The organism is Sodalis sp. RH15, assembly GCF_047324255.1.
GTDB lineage: Bacteria > Pseudomonadota > Gammaproteobacteria > Enterobacterales > Enterobacteriaceae > Acerihabitans > Acerihabitans ligni.
The window spans coordinates 3,179,028-3,197,500 of sequence record NZ_CP178738.1; the positions used below are offsets into that span (position 1 = coordinate 3,179,028).

The window sequence follows — 18,473 nt, forward strand, 5'->3', positions numbered from 1 at the left end:
AAACGTTTCGTCTATCACATGAGGATTCTTCCAATGCGCTACAAAAAATTCGGTAACACCGGTCTGTTTGTTTCGGAACTGTGCCTGGGTACCATGACCTTTGGCGGCGAAGGCGGCATGTGGGGCAAAATCGGTAATCTGCAGCAAGGGGAGGTGGATAAGCTGGTGGGCCACGCCCTGGATAACGGCATCAATTTTCTGGATACCGCCAACGTCTATTCCGAAGGACGTTCGGAAATCATGACCGGCCAGGCCCTGAAAAATCTTAAAGTGCCCCGTGAAAACGTGGTCCTGGCCACCAAGGTTTTCGGCGAAACCGGCACCGGCGGCATCAATTCCCGCGGCTCTTCCCGCTTTCATATCATGGAATCGGTAAAAGCCAGTCTCGGACGGCTGCAGCTTGATCATATCGATCTGTACCAACTGCACGGTTTTGATCCCGCCACCCCCATTGAGGAGACGCTGCGGGCCATGGATGACCTGGTGCGGGAAGGGCATATCCGCTACGTCGGCGTATCCAACTGGGCGGCCTGGCAGATAGTGAAAGCCCTGGGCATCTCCGAACGGCTCGGCCTGGCCCGCTTTGAGTCCCTGCAGGCCTATTACACCGTGGCCGGACGGGATCTGGAACGGGAACTGGTGCCGATGCTGCAAAGCGAAAACGTCGGGTTAATGGTCTGGAGTCCGCTGGCCGGCGGTCTGCTGAGCGGTAAATACGGACGCGATGTGCAGGCGGAAGAGGGCAGCCGGCGCGTCTCCTTTGATTTCCCGCCGGTTAACCAGGAGCGGGCCTATGACTGTATCGACGCGATGCGGGTTATCGCCGACCGCCACGGCGTCTCGGTGGCGCAAATCGCCCTGGCCTGGCTGCTGCATCAGCCGGTGGTGTCCAGCGTGATTATCGGCGCCAAACGGCTGGAACAGTTGGAAGATAACCTGGCGGCCACCGGCATTACGCTCGGCGACGAGGAACTGGGCGCCCTTGACCAGGTCAGCGCCCTGCCGGCGGAATATCCCGGCTGGATGCTGGAACGCCAGGGCGGAGCCAGAAGACAACAATTAAGCGACGCAGAATAATACCGCACCCGGCGCGGCCCAATTGCTGGGCCGCGCCGCCGGAAATGTATTTTTGTCCGCGCTATTTTCGATATATAAAGCCTTCATAAATATCCCTTGGATTGACTTTGTATACCCTTGATTGTCATTCACGGTGGTATTAAAGAATGATATTAAATGATGGGGGTTTTCCTATGTATCAAATCGATTATAATAGCTATCGCTCTGTAAAGGGTTTTAATCGCCGGGTTCGTTTTCTGGTATTACATTATACTGCAATTGATTTTAAAGCATCCATCAACGCTTTGACAGGTTCTTCGGTCAGCGCTCATTATCTCGTTCCCGATCCTTTGGATAAGACTTATATTGAAGCGGGCTTCAAGGATATGCGTATTTTTAATCTGGTGGATGAAAACGAACGTGCATGGCATGCAGGTGTCAGCGTATGGGCCGGACGCGTTAACCTGAATGACACAGCAATTGGGATTGAAACGGTGAATTTAGCGACTGATAATAATGGAGTTTTTAATTTTCCACCTTATAATCCTACGCAGATAGAAGCAATAAAACAATTGACCTGGAATATCCTCCAACGCTACCCCGATATCACGCCATCGAATGTGGTTGGGCACAGTGATATCGCGCCCGGAAGAAAAAGCGATCCGGGAGCTGCTTTCCCGTGGAAAGAGCTTTATGACGCAGGTGTCGGCGCATGGTATGAAGATGCGGCCCGGCAGCGCTACCAGGCACAGTTCAGTGAGACTCCTCCCGCCAAAGCGGACATTGTTGCTAAACTGGGCACATACGGATACGACACCTCGGCCACAGGCACCGAAAGCGGATACAAGAATGTGATTCGGGCATTTCAGCTTCATTTTCGTCCACAAAACTTTGATGGAGTTCCGGATGCTGAAACAGCCGCAATCCTTTATGCATTGGTAGAAAAGTATTTCCCCTCAAAATAACGGCACTACGGCGCAATTATCATTGGAAGGGTCAATCGATACTAGCCACCTGAATGAGGTCTTCTAGACAATTCTCTTCCGACTTCCTGCGCCACCGCCCTGGCGGTGGCCAAAAAATCATCTGGAACATCTGCTTTTCTGTATGCCATCGCCAGTTCATACGGAATCGGCGCTCCTTCTCCCGCCAAATGAACAAAAAGCATACCGCGAGGCATTGATGTTCCAAGAAATAAATTGGGCATCAGGGCAACCCCGATCCCACCGGCAACCAGACCTGCGGTAGTATGCATTTGGCGAACATGCTGAACCACTTGCGGGCTGAACCCCGCCGCAGCGCAGGATTTAAGAATAAGGGAATGCATACCGGGGCCATAGTGTGACGGGAAAGTGATCCAGTGTTCTTCAACGAGTTCGTTCAGTCGAATCCGACGTCGTTTGGCCAGGCGGTGGGATGCCGGCAAAGCCAGCAACATGTGGCCTTGCAGTATGGGTTCGACCGTAATGTGGGACGGCACGTCGCCAACGGGGAGCACCAGCAGTCCGAGATCAAGCCTCTCGTCTCTCAATGCATTCAATTGATCCGCGGTTGTTGCCTCTTCCAAATGAAACGTCACATCAGAGCGCCGCTGCCTGTAGCCTATGAGCAATTGCGGCAACAGCCTTGGGATGGTGCTATCGACAAAGCCGATACGCAACGTTGTCGTTTTACCCAAACCGGCCTGTCGGGCAACCAGTACGGCTCGTTCCGCTTGTTCGATGGAGCGGCGAGCCTCCAGTAAAAACGCCTGGCCCGCATCAGTCAGTCGCTGAATCCGGTTAGCCCGTTCGATAAGCATGACGCCCAGCTCCTCTTCCAGTTTCTTGATTGCTGTCGTCAAGGGGGGTTGGGCCATGTGCAGCCGTTCTGCGGCCCGTTTGAAATTCATTTCCTCGGCGACGGCGATAAATTGTCTAAATTGGCGAAGATCGGGCATCCGATATTTTCCATGTATCACGGGTTCATATAGTTAATATTTTACATATAACAGGTCTCGATAAACAATTGTCGTTGATAGAGACGATAACCACGTTTTCATCCGCGAGGTATACAATGCTCAATTCAACGAATCATGACAGAACCGCCATCGTCACGGGCGGATCGAGTGGAATAGGATTGGCCATTGCCCAGCGTCTGCACGCCGAGGGGTATCGGGTCGGGGTAATCGCGCGCAATGAACGCCGGCTCAAGGACATTACGCAAAAGCAGGGCGCGGGCTTTATCTGGCACGCGGCGGATCTCAGTAAAAGAACGCTGGCTGAGTATGCCCTCAATGATCTATCAGCGCGGCTGGGCGGCATAGATGTTCTTATCAATGCGGCCGGCTCGACGCTCCCGGTAACGGCACAGACATCGTTGGAACAAGCCGAAGCCGCCTGGGATTGGGTGTTAAACGCTAACCTGAAAAGCGCCTTCCTTGCCACAATGGCAGCCATTTCCCATCTTCGCATACCCGGCAGCAGAATTATCAACATCGGTTCTATTGCCGCGCAGTCCGGCAGCAGCCGTCCCGGAGGTCTGGCCTATGCCGCGGCAAAAGCCGGCGTGCAAGGCTTTACAGCCAGTCTTGCCAGGGAATTGGCGCCCCGAGGCATCACGGTCAATACGATTACGCCGGGGTTGATTGCGGGGACAGGGTTCTTTGGCTCAGCGGGTATTCCCAGCGAACGCATGGCGGAAATCGTCAGTGAAATTCCCATTGGACGAGCCGGTCGTCCTGACGATGTTGCCGCGGCGGCTGTATGGCTTGCCGGCACCGAGACGGCATTTGTCACCGGAGCGACCATTCCGGTGAACGGCGGATGGCGTATAAGTTAGCCTGGCAAAACGATGGGTGGCCTTACCGCTGGGTCGGGGCAAGGTGAGCGACTAAAAGAAAGGACAGTGAGGTTTGCTCGGTATTGACAACAAACACACTCTGCCGCATAAGTTTCCCCTCTGTGAAGGCTTTTCTACGAGGTCATAAATCATGGCAGTAATCCGGTCCGCCTTACTCTCAGATGCTCCCGCTATTGAAACGTTGCTTTCCGATCTTGGTTATCCCGGCACCGGCGGTTTTATCAAAGAGAGGATTCAGCAGCTTCTGGCTCATCCCGACGAAGAGCTGCTGGTGGCGGAAGAAGAGAAGATCCTCGGCGTCATCTCACTGCATTTTATTCCCCAGTTGGCGCTGGCCGGTGATTTTTGCAGAATCAGCTATTTTTGCGTGGACGCGGCTGCCCGCGGCAAAGGGATTGGGAATCTGCTTGAATCCCGTGCGCAAGAATTGGCCCGTGCCCGTCACTGTGACCGAATCGAGGTGCATTGCCATGCCAGACGGACCAATGCCCACCGTTTTTATGAACGGCAGGGGTACGTTGAGTCGCCCAAATATTTCTTTAAACCGCTCAAAAGCGATAGCTGAAATACCTGGATAACGCTTTCAGGCAGCGTAATTAACAAACTTGACAACCTAACCCAGGTCTATTGCTTTTTGGCAATACATCACTCGGTCTTTCAACGCGTCTCAAAAGTGAAAGGGGATCTAACTCGCAAATTTGTCTAAACACCAGCGAGGACGGCTGGATCGCCCGTACGCCAAACATTGTCGACGGTATTGCGCTGAATAAGCCAAACCTCCCCCCGCCTCACCAATTCGACATTGTATCGATTTTTCATGAGGTAGTGCCGCGAGGGATCGTTTCTAGGCACGTGTTGCGCTTCCACTATCGCTTCCAGATGCGCCTTGTCGCCGTCGATGCTCACCCGCGGATTGCTCACTGAATGGGTCGTATCAAAGGGAATGAGTGAGGTGGATAGGGCGGACACGATATTTTCCCTGCCTTCCAGCACCGGATACTCGAACCCCGCCTTTGCCGCGGCGGGCCTGAAATCGGAAATCGCATCATCCGCAAGCGCGGAAGCAAGAAGTACCTGATCTCTCAGGTCAATGCCGGCGGCGAATCGGTAGAGGGCCTCAATGACCGCGAATTTATCGGCGACTTTTTCATGGGATGTGATGGACATAGGTAACTCCTTATTTGAAATGAACCTTGATGGTATATTATGTATACTTGGTGTCAATAAGGCACTAATATGCAATCAGGTATCGTGAAGGAAACCCTATGTTGAAAATGGAAAAGAGGATGGCTCACGTCGAAGCGCCTTCCCAGGTTCGTGATCCCGGCGATTCAAGCCGTCTGTTGCTGGATCAGATAACCGACAAATGGTCAATCCTGATATTGGCGGCGCTATGCAAGAAGCCGCTGCGGTTCAATGAAATCAGACGCTCTCTGAACGGCATTACGCAGAAAACGTTGACTCATAGCCTTCGCCGCCTCGAGCGCAGCGGCATTCTCGCCCGCCGAGTTATTCCTTCTTCCCAGGTCGCGGTGGAGTACAGCGTCACTGAGCTGGGCCGGACGTTGGAGGAGCCGTTTACGGCTTTATTCAACTGGACCATCCATTACTCAGCGGAGGTTTTACGAGCGCAATCGGAGTTTGACAAGCGCACAATCAAGCCGTTATAACGACTGCGACAGCCCGGCTTGGCTATCTACAATGAGGGCTTTTCTATTTCGCCTTGTCCAGATAGGCGCAGATCATATACGTCAGCTGCGATTGCAGGCTGCCGTCCGCTAACAGCTCTGACTGATTCCTTTCAAAAACGGTGCGAACGGTGCCGCAAAGGACATTCGACAGCATCAGGTTCACCCGGGGGAGATCTCTGAACTCCGCGTCCGAGGCGCTGGCAAACATGGCCTCGCTCGCCGCTTCGACACGCCGTAGCATCGCCTCCACTATCTCGGCGACATTCACCTCCGCCGCCGCGCGATAGAGGGCGCTGGTCACATCACGGCGCTCAATCTTGACCTTGATATAGGTGCTCACCAGCGCTTCGCTCATCAGCCCGTAAGGTTTGCCATGATGTGCCAGGCAGGCTGCTTCCACCCGCTCGGCCAGCATGGTCAGATATCTCTCGTTCAGCGCATAGAACAACGCCTGCTTATTGGGAAAATACTGGTAAAGCGAGCCGACGGACACACCCGCTCTTTCGGCCACGAGCGTTGTTGTCAAACGGGAGGGGCCCTCCGCCAGTAAAACCTGAATCGTTGCCTCGAAAATGGCTTCCACGGTTGAGGTGGATCGCGCCTGCCGCGGCGTTTTCCGGGCGCTTTGAGAGAGTGGCTGTCTGGAAATCATATGCGAATTCAAAACCTGAAGGATTCTTCTTATTCTTAATGTGATCGTAATATCCTCACTTTTCAAGGAACTTTACATGACAAATATAACTCAGCGTGTAGCCCTCGTAACGGGCGCCAACAAAGGCATCGGCTACGAAATCGCCAGACAGCTTGCCCAAGCCGGTGTCTTTGTCCTGTTGGGCGCGCGGGACACAGGCCGGGGTGAATCCGCGGCCAATGAACTGGCTTCCCTGGGCCTTGGGGTGTCGTTTATTAAGATTGATATTTGCGACGGGGAGAGCATTGCCGCGGCCGCTGCCAAGATAGATGCCGAGCATGGCCGCCTCGATATTCTGGTGAACAACGCCGGCATCGCCGACTATACCGACGGCGCGCCAGGCGTTGCCGCTCTGGATGCCGTGCGTCGCGAGCTGGAAACCAATTTCATCGGCGCGCTGGCGGTGACGCAAGCCATGCTGCCGCTGCTGCGCAGATCCGACGCCGGGCGTATCGTCAATATGTCCAGCAGCCTTGGTTCTTTGACCCTCAATGGCGACCCGAGCTGGCCATTCTATGACGTCAAGCTAATCGGCTACAACGCATCAAAGGCCGCGCTGAACATGCTTACCGTCCAGCTCAACGCCGAGCTGGGAGATACCAGGATCACCGCGGTATCCGTCTGCCCGGGATTGGTGAACACCGATCTCAGCGGACATCGCGGCGACCGAACCCCCGCCGAGGCGGCGGCGTTTGTGGCGGGACTGGCCCGGCTTACAGAACACGATGCTCTGGGGGCTTATCAAAGCGAAGAGGGCACCGTTCCCTGGTGATTTACCTGCATCATGGATGATGCTAAAGTTTTCATATAACCTATAATCAGATACCTCTGCAAAGAAAAACCCGTTTTCAAAGAGCGCACTTTACTTTCCGTTACTGCAAGACGGTTTAAACTCTCTGGGGTCATCCCCTTCCAGACCTGAGAGAGTAAAACTATGGACAGTGATATCGTCACTCACATCAATAATGTTCCTCTTGAAGAAGTATCAGTACATCGAAGCAACGGCTGCTTTCAGTTTGTCACTCGATTTAGAAAAATTCGCCAATCCGATAATAATGTCGCTGACAATACATCATCCCCGGTTTCATATATCGGCATCGGTCGTTTTTTTACTCTTTTCCAGCGGGCACGCCCGAAAGAGTACCATCCAAAAGGGCCAAATCTGCGGGGTGTATACCTTTGCAAAGCAGACATAAGAGGTGAAAACCTGAGGAACGCGAATCTAAAACGAGCAAACCTTCACAAAGCAAACCTCTGCAATGCGATACTGCACAAGGCGGACCTGAGGCATGCAGACCTGCGTAAAGCAAATCTGTACAAGGTAGATCTACGCAAAGCAGATCTGAGCTATGCGAACCTGCGCAAAGCAAACCTGCATGGGGTAAAACTACGTAAGGCGAACCTGACCGGTACAAATCTCACCGATGCGACGTTAACCATTGGTCTTGATAATTGGTGGGGACTCCTTTCAATCAAGCCGTCGCCGAGACAGTTAGGCAAGGCTAACCTGCGGTTGGCGCTGCCCGGCAGGTGGGATGCAAATTTGTTGGAACGGCATTTAAATCACCTTAATAATACCCGTGGCGGCAGCGTGCTGACATTAATTGACAGCCTGGGTCATCATGGGCAAAAGGTAAAATTGCTTTTACAGCTGATGGATTCATTGATCGCGACAGATATGTCTATCGTTGCGTTATCCCTATTGTCTGTTCTTGGCAAATCAGCTTATTCCGGCGAAGAGCGTCTTTGCGCGTGGCTAAACCGGATTTGCGCCGATTTCCTGCTACAAGGTGCCGATAACATCATGCCGCCGCTGGATGAGCCGGTTATTAATGCTCTGCTTGAGCATTTCCGCCGCGATCAAGCATTGGCGTTGAAATTTAACGGCGTATTTATCCAGGTAATCAGCCAAGGTATTGCAGGGGAAGGGCGCCTGCGTGAGAAAACAATTAAAATTTATCAAAGCTACCTAAGCCACGAAAAGGTTATTCTTTACAGTTTACAGCACACCTTTGGCGATTTTAAAGGCAAGCCGGATTGGTCGGATAGACATGCCGCGAATTTGATACTCCTTTCAAGCAGGAGCAATGGCCGTGTCATGCTGCTTTCGCAAAATACCCTTGCCGGTATGTTGGCGCCTGACCGGGCCAAGCCTGTTTGGAACCATATGTATGTCTATCAGGGTCTGGAAAACCTGAGCGAGGGTGAATATCAATTATCCGCGCTGTTTGAGGAGGATTTCCATCTGTTTTTGAAACCGTTTATGGCAGCGGAAAGAGCAGCAGGTTTCAACAAATTTTTCAATGCCATACCGCTTGGTGATTTACGCACGACGTTTGAATCTGCAACAAAGCACAAACTCTGTCGGGAAAAGCTGGTCAGCCTGGACAAACAGCTGAAGCTTGCGGAAATATTCGCCCCCTTATTGGAAGAAAATCCGCAGAGGGAGCGTTTCATTTTGCATGAAAAGCATTATCAGGATGTCATCGCCGCATTTGGCATTTCTGATGCTGACCTGACCCGCCAGGCCCAGACGCTGCTTTGCCTGGCCGCCGTAATGGCAAACTATACATCGAGCGCTATTTTCGGCACGGAATGTGAATCACCACTAATGTTGAGAAGCTATGCCTGGGCCATGATGGAGAAAGCGTATCAGCGTGACCCGGCTATCTTTGACTCGCAAGAACAGTACACAGACTGGGAAAGTCATCTGCTGGGCCTGGCGGGAGAAAGTTCCAGTTGTACCGCTTCTTTATCCGAACAGATGATTACCCACGCAAGAAAACGGTTCCCGGTGATACTGGCGAGCGTAATGCCGCCGGCCTGGTATTGAAGGTGACCGACGACGACCTCATTTTTTACCTTGCTGGAAGTTTATAATGAAACTCACCCCTTCATGCGGACGGATTAGCCATGGTCCGGCACCCAGGGCCCTTGCAGTTCTACCTGCGGAAATCCCGCGGTAAGCACGCGCAGCTCGGCGTCGCGCGGCGTGTTATCACCCTGTCCCTGAATGCTGACAATATCCTGCGGACAGGCCGAGAACGCCACATAGCAGTCCATCTCAGCACGCAGGATAATGTAATCCCCCGGACGCGTGACCGTCGGCAGCGTTTTCAGCGTGCGTCCGTCAGGTTGCACCCGGATATTCATAAAGATGTTGAACGAAGCCAGATTGCCATGGGGCAGGGCCACGCCCAGTTCCGCCATGGCTTCAAACAGGTTGTCATGGCAGTTGCGATGCGGTTCGGTACAACCCAGTAGCTCATAGCGCCGGGCATCGCACGCCGCCATAAAAGTGTCATGCACCCCCGGCGAGGTATCCGCCACCAGCGTCAGGATGGGATGGCGCCGGCTGGTGATAAAACTGTCGCCTACCTGCGGATTAAGCCTCTGATTCCATACGCGCGTCGCTTCCATACACATATATTCACTGACATCGCCGGCGTTGTACGCCCAGCAGTCCACCACCTGCGTACCGTGCAGGTTCACCACCTGCACCGCTTCACCCTTCGCCAGACGCACTGCTTTGCCGTGGCGCGCGGGAATTAACTGGATATCACGATGATGAGATACAGCCGACATGTTCTTCTCCTGGTTAATGTTGCATGCCGCGACGATAGCGTGTCATGCGATATTCAATATGGCGCGCCAGCCAGTCAATCAGGCTGTTCAGCACCCAGTAACACAGCGCCACGGTAAGATAAATTTCCAATGGCGCGTAAGTATCGGAAATCGCCTGCTTCGCGGCGTACATAAACTCCTGCACCGACACAATCGACAGCAGCGCTGAGTCCTTGATGAGCCCGATCATCAGCCCCACCAGCGGCGATAACATCTGCGGCAGCGTTTGCGGCAGCACGACATCCCGCAGCTGTTCACTGCGGCTCAGACCCAATACGCGGCAGGCTTCCCACTGGCCGTGGGGCAGGGCCCCGATGGCGGAGCGGATCACCTGTGCGATGTACGGCGCGTAATAGAGCGTCAGCGCAAGCACGCCCACCTGCGGCGAGGTAAAGGTGATGTCATATTCCGGCAGCACGAAGTAGAGCAGATAGACAACCACCAGCAGCGGCAATGCCAGCGTCAGGCTGGTGTAGATCTGCAGCAACCGCCGCCAAAAAGGCGGCGCGCGTAATAATGCCACCGCCATCAGCGCGCCCCACGACAACGAACAGAACGCCGCTATGGCACAGAGTTGGAGCGTGGCAATCATGCCGTCGCCCAGGGACGGTAATGACCTGATGATCGCCTGCCAGTCCATTACGCCGTCCTCCGTTTTGCTTCCAGATGGCGTACCGTGCCAATCAGCGGCAGCGCAATCAGCAAATAACCCGCTGATACCAGCAGCAGTACCTGAGTCGCATCGTAAGTGCGGGCAATCACGATTTGCCCCGCGTAAGTCAGTTCGGTGAGCGCCACTACCGACGCCAGAGGCGTGGTTTTCAGCAGAATGGTGAATTCGTTCACCAGCATGGGCAGGGCGGCATGCATCACCTGCGGATTGATGACATACCACCACGTCATCACGCGACTCAAACCCAACGTGCGTGCGGCTTCGCGCTGACCCCGCGTCACCAGGCTTTGATTCACCCGGAGAATCTCCGCAACATAGGCGCCGCTGTTCATGCCGATTGCCAGCACGGCGGCCAGCATTGGCTGGCCGCCGAGGCCCAGGCGCGGCAAGGTGAAAAACACCACAAACAGCTGTACGATTGCCGGTGTACCGCGCATCAGACTGACATAAAGCCGCCCAACGGCGCGCCACGGCCAGGCGCGGCGAAGCTGAAGAAAACAGATGAGCTGTCCCAGCACCAGGCTGAGCAGCGCCGCCAGCACGGTTAGGATAAGCGTCATCAGCAGGCCGCGTCCTAATTCCGGCAATGCGGCCAGCACCTGTTCATCCAGTCCCGGCATGGGTTACCCCTCGCCAAAAGCCGACAGGTTTTCCGCCGCCGACAGACGCAGCGGCGCCGGTTTATCGTTGCCCTCGATGCCGGTACAGCAGGCCGAGACGATGAACAACGTATCCATCACCACGCGGCAGGTAATGCTGTCCCCCGGCTGCGTGTGGTTGATTTCCGGCAGGATTTCCCCTTCACGGGTCAGATGGACGTGCATAAACAGGTTGATGGGATCCGGCAGTTTAGGCACCGACCTGCCAAGGCGCGCCAATTCTCCCTTCACCGCTTCCATGCAGCCTTGGCCCTGATAACCGCGCTCCGCCAGCCACGGGCGAGTGGAGCCCGGCAACAGCAAGTCATGACGTTTTACGCTGTCTTTGCCAAGCACCATCATCGGACGACGCCGGTTGTTCACCAGCCGCATCCCCGAACCCAGCAGATAGCTGTTGCTGAACACGCGGGTGTGATGCACAGAGAGCCACACGGCGGGATCGGCCAGGCTAAAGCCGAATAATGATGCCACCGCCCCTTCTCCCATGGCGGTAATTCGCAGCAGTTGACCGCGCAGCACGGGGATCGAACCCGCTTCGCCCGCGTTAACGTTGACCGGCGCGGCAAGTGAACGTACTTCATTTTCGGCCCAGGCTTCACGCATTAACAACATGCCGTACCTCCTCGTCATAACCGTTGCCGATTTTTATCTCAATGGGTGTTACCTGCAAACCGTTGCCGGGAATGATGTCCTGCGGGCAGGACGAGACCGCACAAATCAGATCGCAGAGCGCTTCAAATACAATACGATCACCCGCTTTGCTGTTGGGATCGGTGACTTCCATACGGCCATCGGCGGTAACCGGCCCATTCTGGAACAGGTTGAACGGTTCCGGCAGGCTAAAGTAGGTCACGCCATGTGCGTTCATACCTTCGAGCAGGTTATCGACGCAGTTACGATGGCCCTCCACGCCGAAATCGATACTGTAGCGGGTGCGATCGCAGGCGGGCACATTGGCATCGTGGATGCCGATGGTATCGGCGACGATGCGCAACATTGGGCGGTTTTCACTGGACCAAAGCGCATCCCCCGGCTTGAAAAACAGCGATCGAAGATGCTGGCGCGTATGTACCGGTGAGAGTTTTTCATTAAGGTCATCAGCGTTGACCGCCACAAAATCGGCGGCCTGCTGTCCTTCGGCGTCAATGACGGTAATGAATTGCCCCTTGTTCACACGGAAGGTTTTACCGTGACCCGCGGGCACCGTCAGCGTTGATTGACACATAACTTACTCCTGAGGAATAAAATTGCTTTCGGGCACGGTAAAGGTGGTGCCGAGATACTGTTTTTGCAGAGCGGCGAGTTCGCCATCTTTCTGCATGGTCAGGATGTGTTCGCTGATGGCTTTGTTCAGGCTGATGTCATCTTTACGCGTTGCCCAAGCCATCCACTGGGATGGACCGGCTTCCCCCACCTGTACCACTTTGTTAGGGTATTTTTTCACGATGGGCGCCAGTACCGAGATATCGTCAAACACAAAGTCGGCGCGTTTGGTCATCAGGGTGCTGACGGTTTGATCCAGCGTATCGACGCTGATGATGGTGATGGGCTTCTTGCCTTCCTTGCTCAGCGTCTCGTTAAAGCCTTTGAGCAACTGCTCCGGCACACTGGCGCTTTTCACCGCGCCCCGCAGGCCTGAAAGATCTTCAGCAGCCACCGTTTTACCGTTGAATGTTTTCGCTTCGCTTTCACGAACCAGTACGCCATTAACGGTTTTGCTGTACGGCGTGGTGAACAGCACTTTCTTGGCGCGCTCGGCGGTAACGTTAAGAGACGAACCTTCGGCATTGAACGAGCCGGAAATCAGTCCCGGCAGAATGCCGCTGAAGGCGGTTTTCTGAAACTCCAGTTTCACGCCGAGGTCTTTGGCGAAAGACTCCATGATAGCCACGCTGTAGCCGGTGATCTCGCCTTTATCATTGGTGAACTCATAAGGCGGAAAGGTGGGATCGATGCCGACCGTGATTTTGCCGCTGCTTTTGATATCCGACAGCGTGTCGGCCTGAGCGGTTGTTGCTGCGCCAAGGGTGAGCAACGTGGCGATCAGCAGCGCTGTTTTTTTCATTATGGTGATTCCCTGAGATGGGTGAATGGTCATGAATGACCGAGCAGTTTTCATGCCAGCTTTGCTCTGGGCATAGAGCGGGGTTGAGCTTAGAAACCGCTTTTTCTCAAGGAATCAATAAGAAACATAAGTTTCAATTATTGTAATTTATATTTCTATGGTTTCACATAGATGGACGACAAAGCGGCGTCGGATCCTGCCGCTGCACTTGTTTGGTGAGAAAATGATTATATCGTGCACCAATGGAGACATCATTCCAGTTCGTCGAGGCTCTGATGCAGAGCTTCAATGGTAGCGAGATGGTCGTTGCTGACTTTGCCCATGCTGCGTGCCACCAGTGAACAGAGCAGATTGCAAACGGCGGACAGCGACACGGTGCTGTCGAAAATCAAGCTGCCGTCGGTATGGCAGCGCAATACCCAGCGCGCATGCTTCGCCGGCTTGCCGGCCAGCACGTCGGAGATATAGAGCATGGGCACGCCAAGTTCCTGAAGGGTATTCATTGCGGCTTCCAGCGCGGGCATACGCCGCCGCAGACCGACGCAAATGACCATATCCTGCGGACCGAGCGCGGCCATATGCTCAGCCAGTGAATCGCCGGCACGGGGCAGCAAGCGTACGTCTGGATGAACGTGGACCAGATCGCGGTAGATCAGCATCGCAATGGTTTGACTATGGCGCCAGCCCATCACCACCACGCGACGCGCTTTTGCGATTGCATCAACACAGGCCTCCAACTGGTGGCTTTCCAGCGAACGGAAGGTGTTAACCAGGTTGGTAACCTCTTTCTCCAGATGGCTTTGCATCAAACTGTCGAGGGGCGAAGAGTTGGGCGCGGCTTGCAGATAAAGGGGAGAGCCGCTGCTCTGCATATCCCGCGCCTGACGGCGTGCGGCATCGTAGCTTTCATAGCCGAGGTGCCGGAAAAAACGCGTCGCGGTGGCTTTGGATACGCCCGCGCTTTGCGCCAGTTCGGTTGCGGTGTTCATCGCCAACTGGCCGGGCGCCGCCAATAAGACATCGGCTAAACGCTGTTCGTGCAACGAGAGCTGATCCCAGTGTTGCCGGATACGGCCTTCCAGCGATGCCGTTTTTACGCTCATGAATGATCCCTGATATGGAAAAGTCTCATCCTGCACAGAACGTGCCGTGTTGTCATCCGGAATCTGCTTCTCACACCCGGCCGAACAGCTCGGTTTCGCGCCGGTTGCGCTAGGGCCGCTAAACGATCATAAGGATCGAGAAAATCGTTAGACGTTGAACAGGAAGTTCATCACATCGCCGTCTTTGACGATATATTCCTTGCCTTCGGAGCGCATCTTGCCGGCTTCTTTGGCCCCTTGCTCGCCTTTGTAATTGATAAAGTCGTCAAAGGCGATGGTCTGGGCGCGGATAAAGCCCTTTTCAAAATCGGTATGAATTTTACCCGCCGCCTGCGGGGCGGTGGCGCCCACCGGAATGGTCCAGGCGCGCACTTCTTTGACCCCGGCGGTAAAATAGGTTTGCAGATTGAGCAGCTCATAGCCGGCGCGGATCACGCGATTCAGCCCCGGCTCTTCCAGGCCCAGCTCAGCCATGAATTCGGCTCGTTCGTCTTCTTCCAATTCGGCGATATCGGATTCCACCGCCGCGCAGACCGGCACCACCACCGAGCCCTCGGCTTCGGCAATCTTGCGCACCGTATCCAGGTATGGATTGTTGTCATAGCCGTCTTCATTGACGTTGGCGATATACATGGTGGGTTTCAGCGTAAGGAAACTCAGGTAGCGGATGGCCGCTTTTTCTTCATCGGTGAGGTTCAGCGTGCGCAGCATGCCGGCCTCGCTCAGGTGGGGCAGGCATTTTTCCAGCGCGGCCAGCTCGATTTTGGCGTCTTTATCGCCGCCTTTGGCGCGCTTTTGCACCCGGAACAGCGCCCGTTCGCAGGCTTCCAGATCCGATAGCGCCAGCTCGGTGTTAATGACGTCGATATCCTCCGCCGGATCGACCTTGCCCGCCACGTGGATGATATTATCGTTTTCAAAGCAGCGTACAACGTGACCGATGGCCTCGGTCTCGCGAATATTGGTCAGGAATTGGTTGCCCAATCCTTCGCCTTTCGACGCCCCTTTTACCAGTCCGGCGATATCCACGAATTCCATGGTGGTGGGAACGATACGCTGCGGTTTAACGATAGCGGACAGCTGGTCCAGGCGGACATCGGGCATCGGCACCACGCCGGTATTCGGCTCAATGGTGCAGAATGGGAAATTTGCCGCCTCGATTCCCGCTTTGGTCAGCGCATTAAACAGCGTGGACTTGCCCACGTTCGGCAGACCCACAATTCCGCATTTGAAACCCATGGTTAACTCACCTTAAATAGCTTTATTATCAATTGGTTAATATTGGCCGCATCATAAACCACAGCCCAAGGCATTATTATACACACAAACCGTCTATAACTCGATTGCCCGCAAGGCGCCGGGCTGCTGGGCGGGTCATTCGGCTTTGAAGGTGTGCAGGCGGTTCATGGCTTTGACCGCGCCGTCGGCGATTAATATCGGCGTGCATTTCACCGCCTCGTCAATAGCCTTATCTATCAGACCCTGCTCGCTTAACGGCGGTCTGCCCAGGACAAAACCCACCACTTTATTTTTATCGCCGGGATGGCCGATACCGATGCGCAGGCGGTGGAATTGCTGGGTGTTGCCCAGGCAGCTGATGATGCTTTTCAAGCCGTTATGGCCGCCGGCCCCCCCCCCAAGCTTAAGGCGGGCGTTGCCCGGCGGCAAATCCAGCTCGTCATGGGCCACCAGGATCTCTTCGGGTAAAATGCGGTAAAAAGTCGCCATTGCCGCCACCGCTTTGCCGCTCAGGTTCATGAACGTGGTGGGCACCAGTAAGCGGATATCCTGGCCGGCGATAAGCAGGCGGGCGGTGTAGCCGTAAAATTTGCTCTCTTCCTTAAGGTCGAGGCGGGAGTTCCGGGCCAGCGCATCCACATACCAGGCGCCGGCATTGTGCCGGGTCGCGGCGTATTCCGCACCGGGATTGGCCAGACCCACAATTAATTTGATCGACATGACATTTACATTCTCACTATGTACAGCTTTTTGACGGATTAAAGGCGTGGCGCTATGCCTGATATCGCTGCTACCCGGCGATTTACAAGAAAATCCGGCGCTTATAATAGCAGATTTCAACGCCGGTATTTCACGGCTGTGGCGGGACCTTCACGAACCCTGGCAGACGTCCCCGGATCGCAATAAAAGTGCAATAAGACAGGTCCTATTGTGTATAATCAAAACTACCCCTCGGCAGAGCTAACACCACCTTCAGTGAGTGCCGGAGATAAGCGCCGGAGAGGGGGCCCCTTTTAAGCCTCGGCCTTGTGCCGGGGCTTTTTTTATCAGGCGATTGCGCCTCACTCCCAGGCGGCCAGTGAATCTGGTTAATCGATGCATCCGTTACCTTTTGATACACTCTATAATTTGATATGTCTTGGCTGACATAATTTTATTTCTGTTGCCTTGGCGAGGACAGGGCCTTTCTGTGCCCGGGCCTTTTAATGACTGCCATTTCGCCGTATGGCATGGACTGAATTGAAAACTGAAAAGTGTTTAATTGTATGACCAAATCTTGACATTGTGATCGCAGGCACGATGTTCATCGCCCCTTGCTGACTATACTTTAACCAGTAGGACTCAATGAGATACAAGATTGCCGATTTCATTGATGAACCCGGAGGTGGACGATGAAACGTAAATCAGCATTAATGATGGGTAATGGTTTAATGGGCGTCGGGATGGTCATGATGATAGCCGGGCTCGCCTGTTCAGTCATGAATCAATTACCACAATTACATATGAATCCGCTGCTGGCCAACGGCGCTATCATGGGCATATTTATCGGAGCGCTGCTGTGGTTGACCGGTGCCCGTGTGGGCGGCCATGAACGCGTCACCGACCGTTACTGGTGGCTGCGCAGGTTTGACGAACGCTGCCGCCGCGCCGGCCATCATTTACCCAAATAACCAACCCCTGCATCGTTGATGCCATAGGGTTGCGCAATCATCATGACTTGCGCCCGAAAAGCGTAAGAGCTTGTCCCCTTGTCCCGAACTTGTCTCGCAGGTTCGGGCTGATTTTTTTACGGGCGGGTCCAGAGCGCCCGCCTAGCGCAAATTTTTAACGTTTAAAACCCTGCTGCATCAATGCTCAAACATGGCGGAAATTGATTCTTCATTGCTGATACGGCGTATGGCTTCAGCCAGCATGCCTGACAATGTCAAGGTACGGACATTGGGCAAGGCTTTGATAGCGGGCGACAAGGGAATCGTATCGCAAACAATCACTTCATCAATCACCGAGCTTCTGATATTGTCAATGGCATTGCCGGAAAAGATAGGATGGGTGGCATAGGCGAAAACACGCTTGGCGCCACGATCCTTCAGCGCTTCAGCCGCCTTGCACAAGGTGCCGCCGGTATCGATCATGTCGTCAACCAAAACACAGTCACGGTTCGCCACGTCGCCGATGATATGCATCACCTGCGAAACATTGGCGCGGGGACGGCGTTTATCGATGATGGCCATATCGGTATCATTGAGCAATTTGGCAATAGCGCGGGCACGAACCACGCCGCCGATATCCGGTGAAACGACGATGGGGTTTTCCAATTCCTGCTGCAACATGTCTTCCAGCAGGATCGGGCTACCGAACACGTTATCCACCGGCACATCGAAAAAGCCCTGAATCTGTTCGGCGTGCAGGTCAACCGTCAGAACACGATCGACCCCCACGCTTGACAAAAAGTCGGCCACGACTTTTGCGGTGATGGGTACCCGGGCGGAACGTACGCGACGATCCTGGCGGGCATAGCCAAAGTAAGGGATAACGGCGGTGATGCGTCCGGCGGAGGCCCGGCGCAACGCATCGACCATGACCACCAGTTCCATCAGGTTATCGTTGGTTGGCGCACAGGTGGATTGGATAATGAAAATATCCCCACCGCGCACGTTCTCATTGATTTGCACGCTGACTTCGCCGTCGCTGAAGCGACCCACAGCGGCGTCCCCTAGGCTGGTGTATAAACGGTTGGCAATACGTTGTGCTAGTTCCGGGGTGGCGTTACCAGCAAAAAGCTTCATATCAGGCACGAGAAGAACCTCAGGCTTGCGTCCAGAGAAGGTATT

At 54.4% G+C, this 18,473-nt stretch carries 21 protein-coding genes; 8 read left to right on the forward strand and 13 right to left on the reverse strand.

Going from position 1 to position 18,473, the window contains the following annotated elements:
- The first annotated feature begins 33 nt into the window (after nucleotides 1-33).
- Both ACL2XO_RS14510 and ACL2XO_RS14515 read left to right on the forward strand, forming a co-directional pair.
- Nucleotides 34-1,077 (forward strand): aldo/keto reductase, encoded by a 1,044-nt coding sequence (locus ACL2XO_RS14510; protein ID WP_203521487.1) that lies wholly within the window; start codon nucleotides 34-36, stop codon nucleotides 1,075-1,077.
- A gap of 173 nt (nucleotides 1,078-1,250) precedes the next feature.
- A complete protein-coding gene (locus tag ACL2XO_RS14515) occupies nucleotides 1,251-2,021 on the forward strand; it encodes an N-acetylmuramoyl-L-alanine amidase (protein ID WP_413724414.1) in 771 nt (256 codons plus the stop codon).
- A 41-nt stretch (nucleotides 2,022-2,062) separates the two neighbouring features.
- On the opposite strand, the gene ACL2XO_RS14520 is transcribed toward ACL2XO_RS14515, so the two are convergent.
- Nucleotides 2,063-2,995 carry a LysR family transcriptional regulator gene (locus ACL2XO_RS14520; protein ID WP_413740937.1) on the reverse strand — a complete coding sequence of 311 codons (933 nt, stop codon included), beginning with the start codon at nucleotides 2,993-2,995 and terminating at the stop codon, nucleotides 2,063-2,065.
- Between the two features lie 116 nt (nucleotides 2,996-3,111).
- Here ACL2XO_RS14520 and ACL2XO_RS14525 point away from each other — a divergent pair, with 116 nt between their 5' ends.
- Nucleotides 3,112-3,876 (forward strand): SDR family NAD(P)-dependent oxidoreductase, encoded by a 765-nt coding sequence (locus ACL2XO_RS14525; protein WP_413740938.1) that lies wholly within the window; start codon nucleotides 3,112-3,114, stop codon nucleotides 3,874-3,876.
- Nucleotides 3,877-4,027: 151 nt separating this feature from the next.
- Nucleotides 4,028-4,462, forward strand: coding sequence for a GNAT family N-acetyltransferase (locus ACL2XO_RS14530; RefSeq protein ID WP_413724416.1), 435 nt, complete (start codon nucleotides 4,028-4,030; stop codon nucleotides 4,460-4,462).
- Between the two features lie 137 nt (nucleotides 4,463-4,599).
- Here the strand turns inward: ACL2XO_RS14530 and ACL2XO_RS14535 are convergent, their stop codons facing one another.
- Nucleotides 4,600-5,064: a nuclear transport factor 2 family protein gene (locus tag ACL2XO_RS14535; RefSeq protein ID WP_413740939.1), complete on the reverse strand. Its 465-nt coding sequence runs from the start codon at nucleotides 5,062-5,064 to the stop codon at nucleotides 4,600-4,602.
- 107 nt (nucleotides 5,065-5,171) lie between these two features.
- On the opposite strand from ACL2XO_RS14535, the gene ACL2XO_RS14540 reads away from it, so the two are divergent.
- Nucleotides 5,172-5,567 (forward strand): winged helix-turn-helix transcriptional regulator, encoded by a 396-nt coding sequence (locus ACL2XO_RS14540; protein ID WP_413726934.1) that lies wholly within the window; start codon nucleotides 5,172-5,174, stop codon nucleotides 5,565-5,567.
- A 43-nt stretch (nucleotides 5,568-5,610) separates the two neighbouring features.
- Here ACL2XO_RS14540 and ACL2XO_RS14545 read toward each other — a convergent pair whose 3' ends face one another.
- Nucleotides 5,611-6,240, reverse strand: a complete 630-nt coding sequence (locus tag ACL2XO_RS14545; RefSeq protein WP_413740940.1) for a TetR/AcrR family transcriptional regulator — start codon at nucleotides 6,238-6,240, stop codon at nucleotides 5,611-5,613.
- A gap of 76 nt (nucleotides 6,241-6,316) precedes the next feature.
- Here ACL2XO_RS14545 and ACL2XO_RS14550 point away from each other — a divergent pair, with 76 nt between their 5' ends.
- Together ACL2XO_RS14550 and ACL2XO_RS14555 are read left to right on the forward strand one after the other, a co-directional pair.
- Nucleotides 6,317-7,051, forward strand: coding sequence for an SDR family oxidoreductase (locus ACL2XO_RS14550; protein WP_413724419.1), 735 nt, complete (start codon nucleotides 6,317-6,319; stop codon nucleotides 7,049-7,051).
- Between the two features lie 162 nt (nucleotides 7,052-7,213).
- The gene (locus ACL2XO_RS14555) at nucleotides 7,214-9,112 is read left to right on the forward strand and encodes a pentapeptide repeat-containing protein (RefSeq protein WP_413724420.1); all 1,899 of its coding nucleotides are present in this window, start codon (nucleotides 7,214-7,216) and stop codon (nucleotides 9,110-9,112) included.
- Between the two features lie 74 nt (nucleotides 9,113-9,186).
- Here the strand turns inward: ACL2XO_RS14555 and ACL2XO_RS14560 are convergent, their stop codons facing one another.
- From ACL2XO_RS14560 to pth, 9 genes are all read right to left on the reverse strand, one after another.
- Nucleotides 9,187-9,864 (reverse strand): DUF1989 domain-containing protein, encoded by a 678-nt coding sequence (locus ACL2XO_RS14560; RefSeq protein ID WP_413740941.1) that lies wholly within the window; start codon nucleotides 9,862-9,864, stop codon nucleotides 9,187-9,189.
- 13 nt (nucleotides 9,865-9,877) lie between these two features.
- Nucleotides 9,878-10,543 (reverse strand): amino acid ABC transporter permease, encoded by a 666-nt coding sequence (locus tag ACL2XO_RS14565; protein ID WP_132921664.1) that lies wholly within the window; start codon nucleotides 10,541-10,543, stop codon nucleotides 9,878-9,880.
- The gene (locus ACL2XO_RS14570) at nucleotides 10,543-11,196 is read right to left on the reverse strand and encodes an amino acid ABC transporter permease (protein ID WP_413724422.1); all 654 of its coding nucleotides are present in this window, start codon (nucleotides 11,194-11,196) and stop codon (nucleotides 10,543-10,545) included. Before ACL2XO_RS14570 ends, ACL2XO_RS14565 begins: the two co-directional genes overlap by 1 nt.
- A gap of 3 nt (nucleotides 11,197-11,199) precedes the next feature.
- Nucleotides 11,200-11,847 carry an urea carboxylase-associated family protein gene (locus ACL2XO_RS14575; RefSeq protein ID WP_413724423.1) on the reverse strand — a complete coding sequence of 216 codons (648 nt, stop codon included), beginning with the start codon at nucleotides 11,845-11,847 and terminating at the stop codon, nucleotides 11,200-11,202.
- On the reverse strand, nucleotides 11,831-12,460 hold the full coding sequence (locus ACL2XO_RS14580; protein WP_413740942.1) for a DUF1989 domain-containing protein: 630 nt from the start codon (nucleotides 12,458-12,460) through the stop codon (nucleotides 11,831-11,833). The genes ACL2XO_RS14575 and ACL2XO_RS14580 overlap by 17 nt, the downstream gene beginning before the upstream one ends.
- 3 nt (nucleotides 12,461-12,463) lie before the next feature.
- On the reverse strand, nucleotides 12,464-13,300 hold the full coding sequence (locus tag ACL2XO_RS14585; RefSeq protein ID WP_203521475.1) for a transporter substrate-binding domain-containing protein: 837 nt from the start codon (nucleotides 13,298-13,300) through the stop codon (nucleotides 12,464-12,466).
- 251 nt (nucleotides 13,301-13,551) lie between these two features.
- Entirely contained in the window at nucleotides 13,552-14,403 is an 852-nt protein-coding gene (locus ACL2XO_RS14590) for a MurR/RpiR family transcriptional regulator (protein WP_132921659.1), read from the reverse strand.
- Nucleotides 14,404-14,550: 147 nt separating this feature from the next.
- On the reverse strand, nucleotides 14,551-15,642 hold the full coding sequence (gene ychF, locus ACL2XO_RS14595) for a redox-regulated ATPase YchF (RefSeq protein ID WP_132921658.1): 1,092 nt from the start codon (nucleotides 15,640-15,642) through the stop codon (nucleotides 14,551-14,553).
- A gap of 135 nt (nucleotides 15,643-15,777) precedes the next feature.
- A complete protein-coding gene (gene pth, locus ACL2XO_RS14600) occupies nucleotides 15,778-16,362 on the reverse strand; it encodes an aminoacyl-tRNA hydrolase (protein WP_203521473.1) in 585 nt (194 codons plus the stop codon).
- Nucleotides 16,363-17,033: 671 nt separating this feature from the next.
- On the opposite strand from pth, the gene ychH reads away from it, so the two are divergent.
- Nucleotides 17,034-17,312: a stress-induced protein YchH gene (gene ychH / locus ACL2XO_RS14605; protein WP_132921656.1), complete on the forward strand. Its 279-nt coding sequence runs from the start codon at nucleotides 17,034-17,036 to the stop codon at nucleotides 17,310-17,312.
- 177 nt (nucleotides 17,313-17,489) lie between these two features.
- On the opposite strand, the gene prs is transcribed toward ychH, so the two are convergent.
- Nucleotides 17,490-18,437 carry a ribose-phosphate diphosphokinase gene (gene prs, locus ACL2XO_RS14610; RefSeq protein ID WP_132921655.1) on the reverse strand — a complete coding sequence of 316 codons (948 nt, stop codon included), beginning with the start codon at nucleotides 18,435-18,437 and terminating at the stop codon, nucleotides 17,490-17,492.
- Between the last annotated feature and the right edge of the window lie 36 nt (nucleotides 18,438-18,473).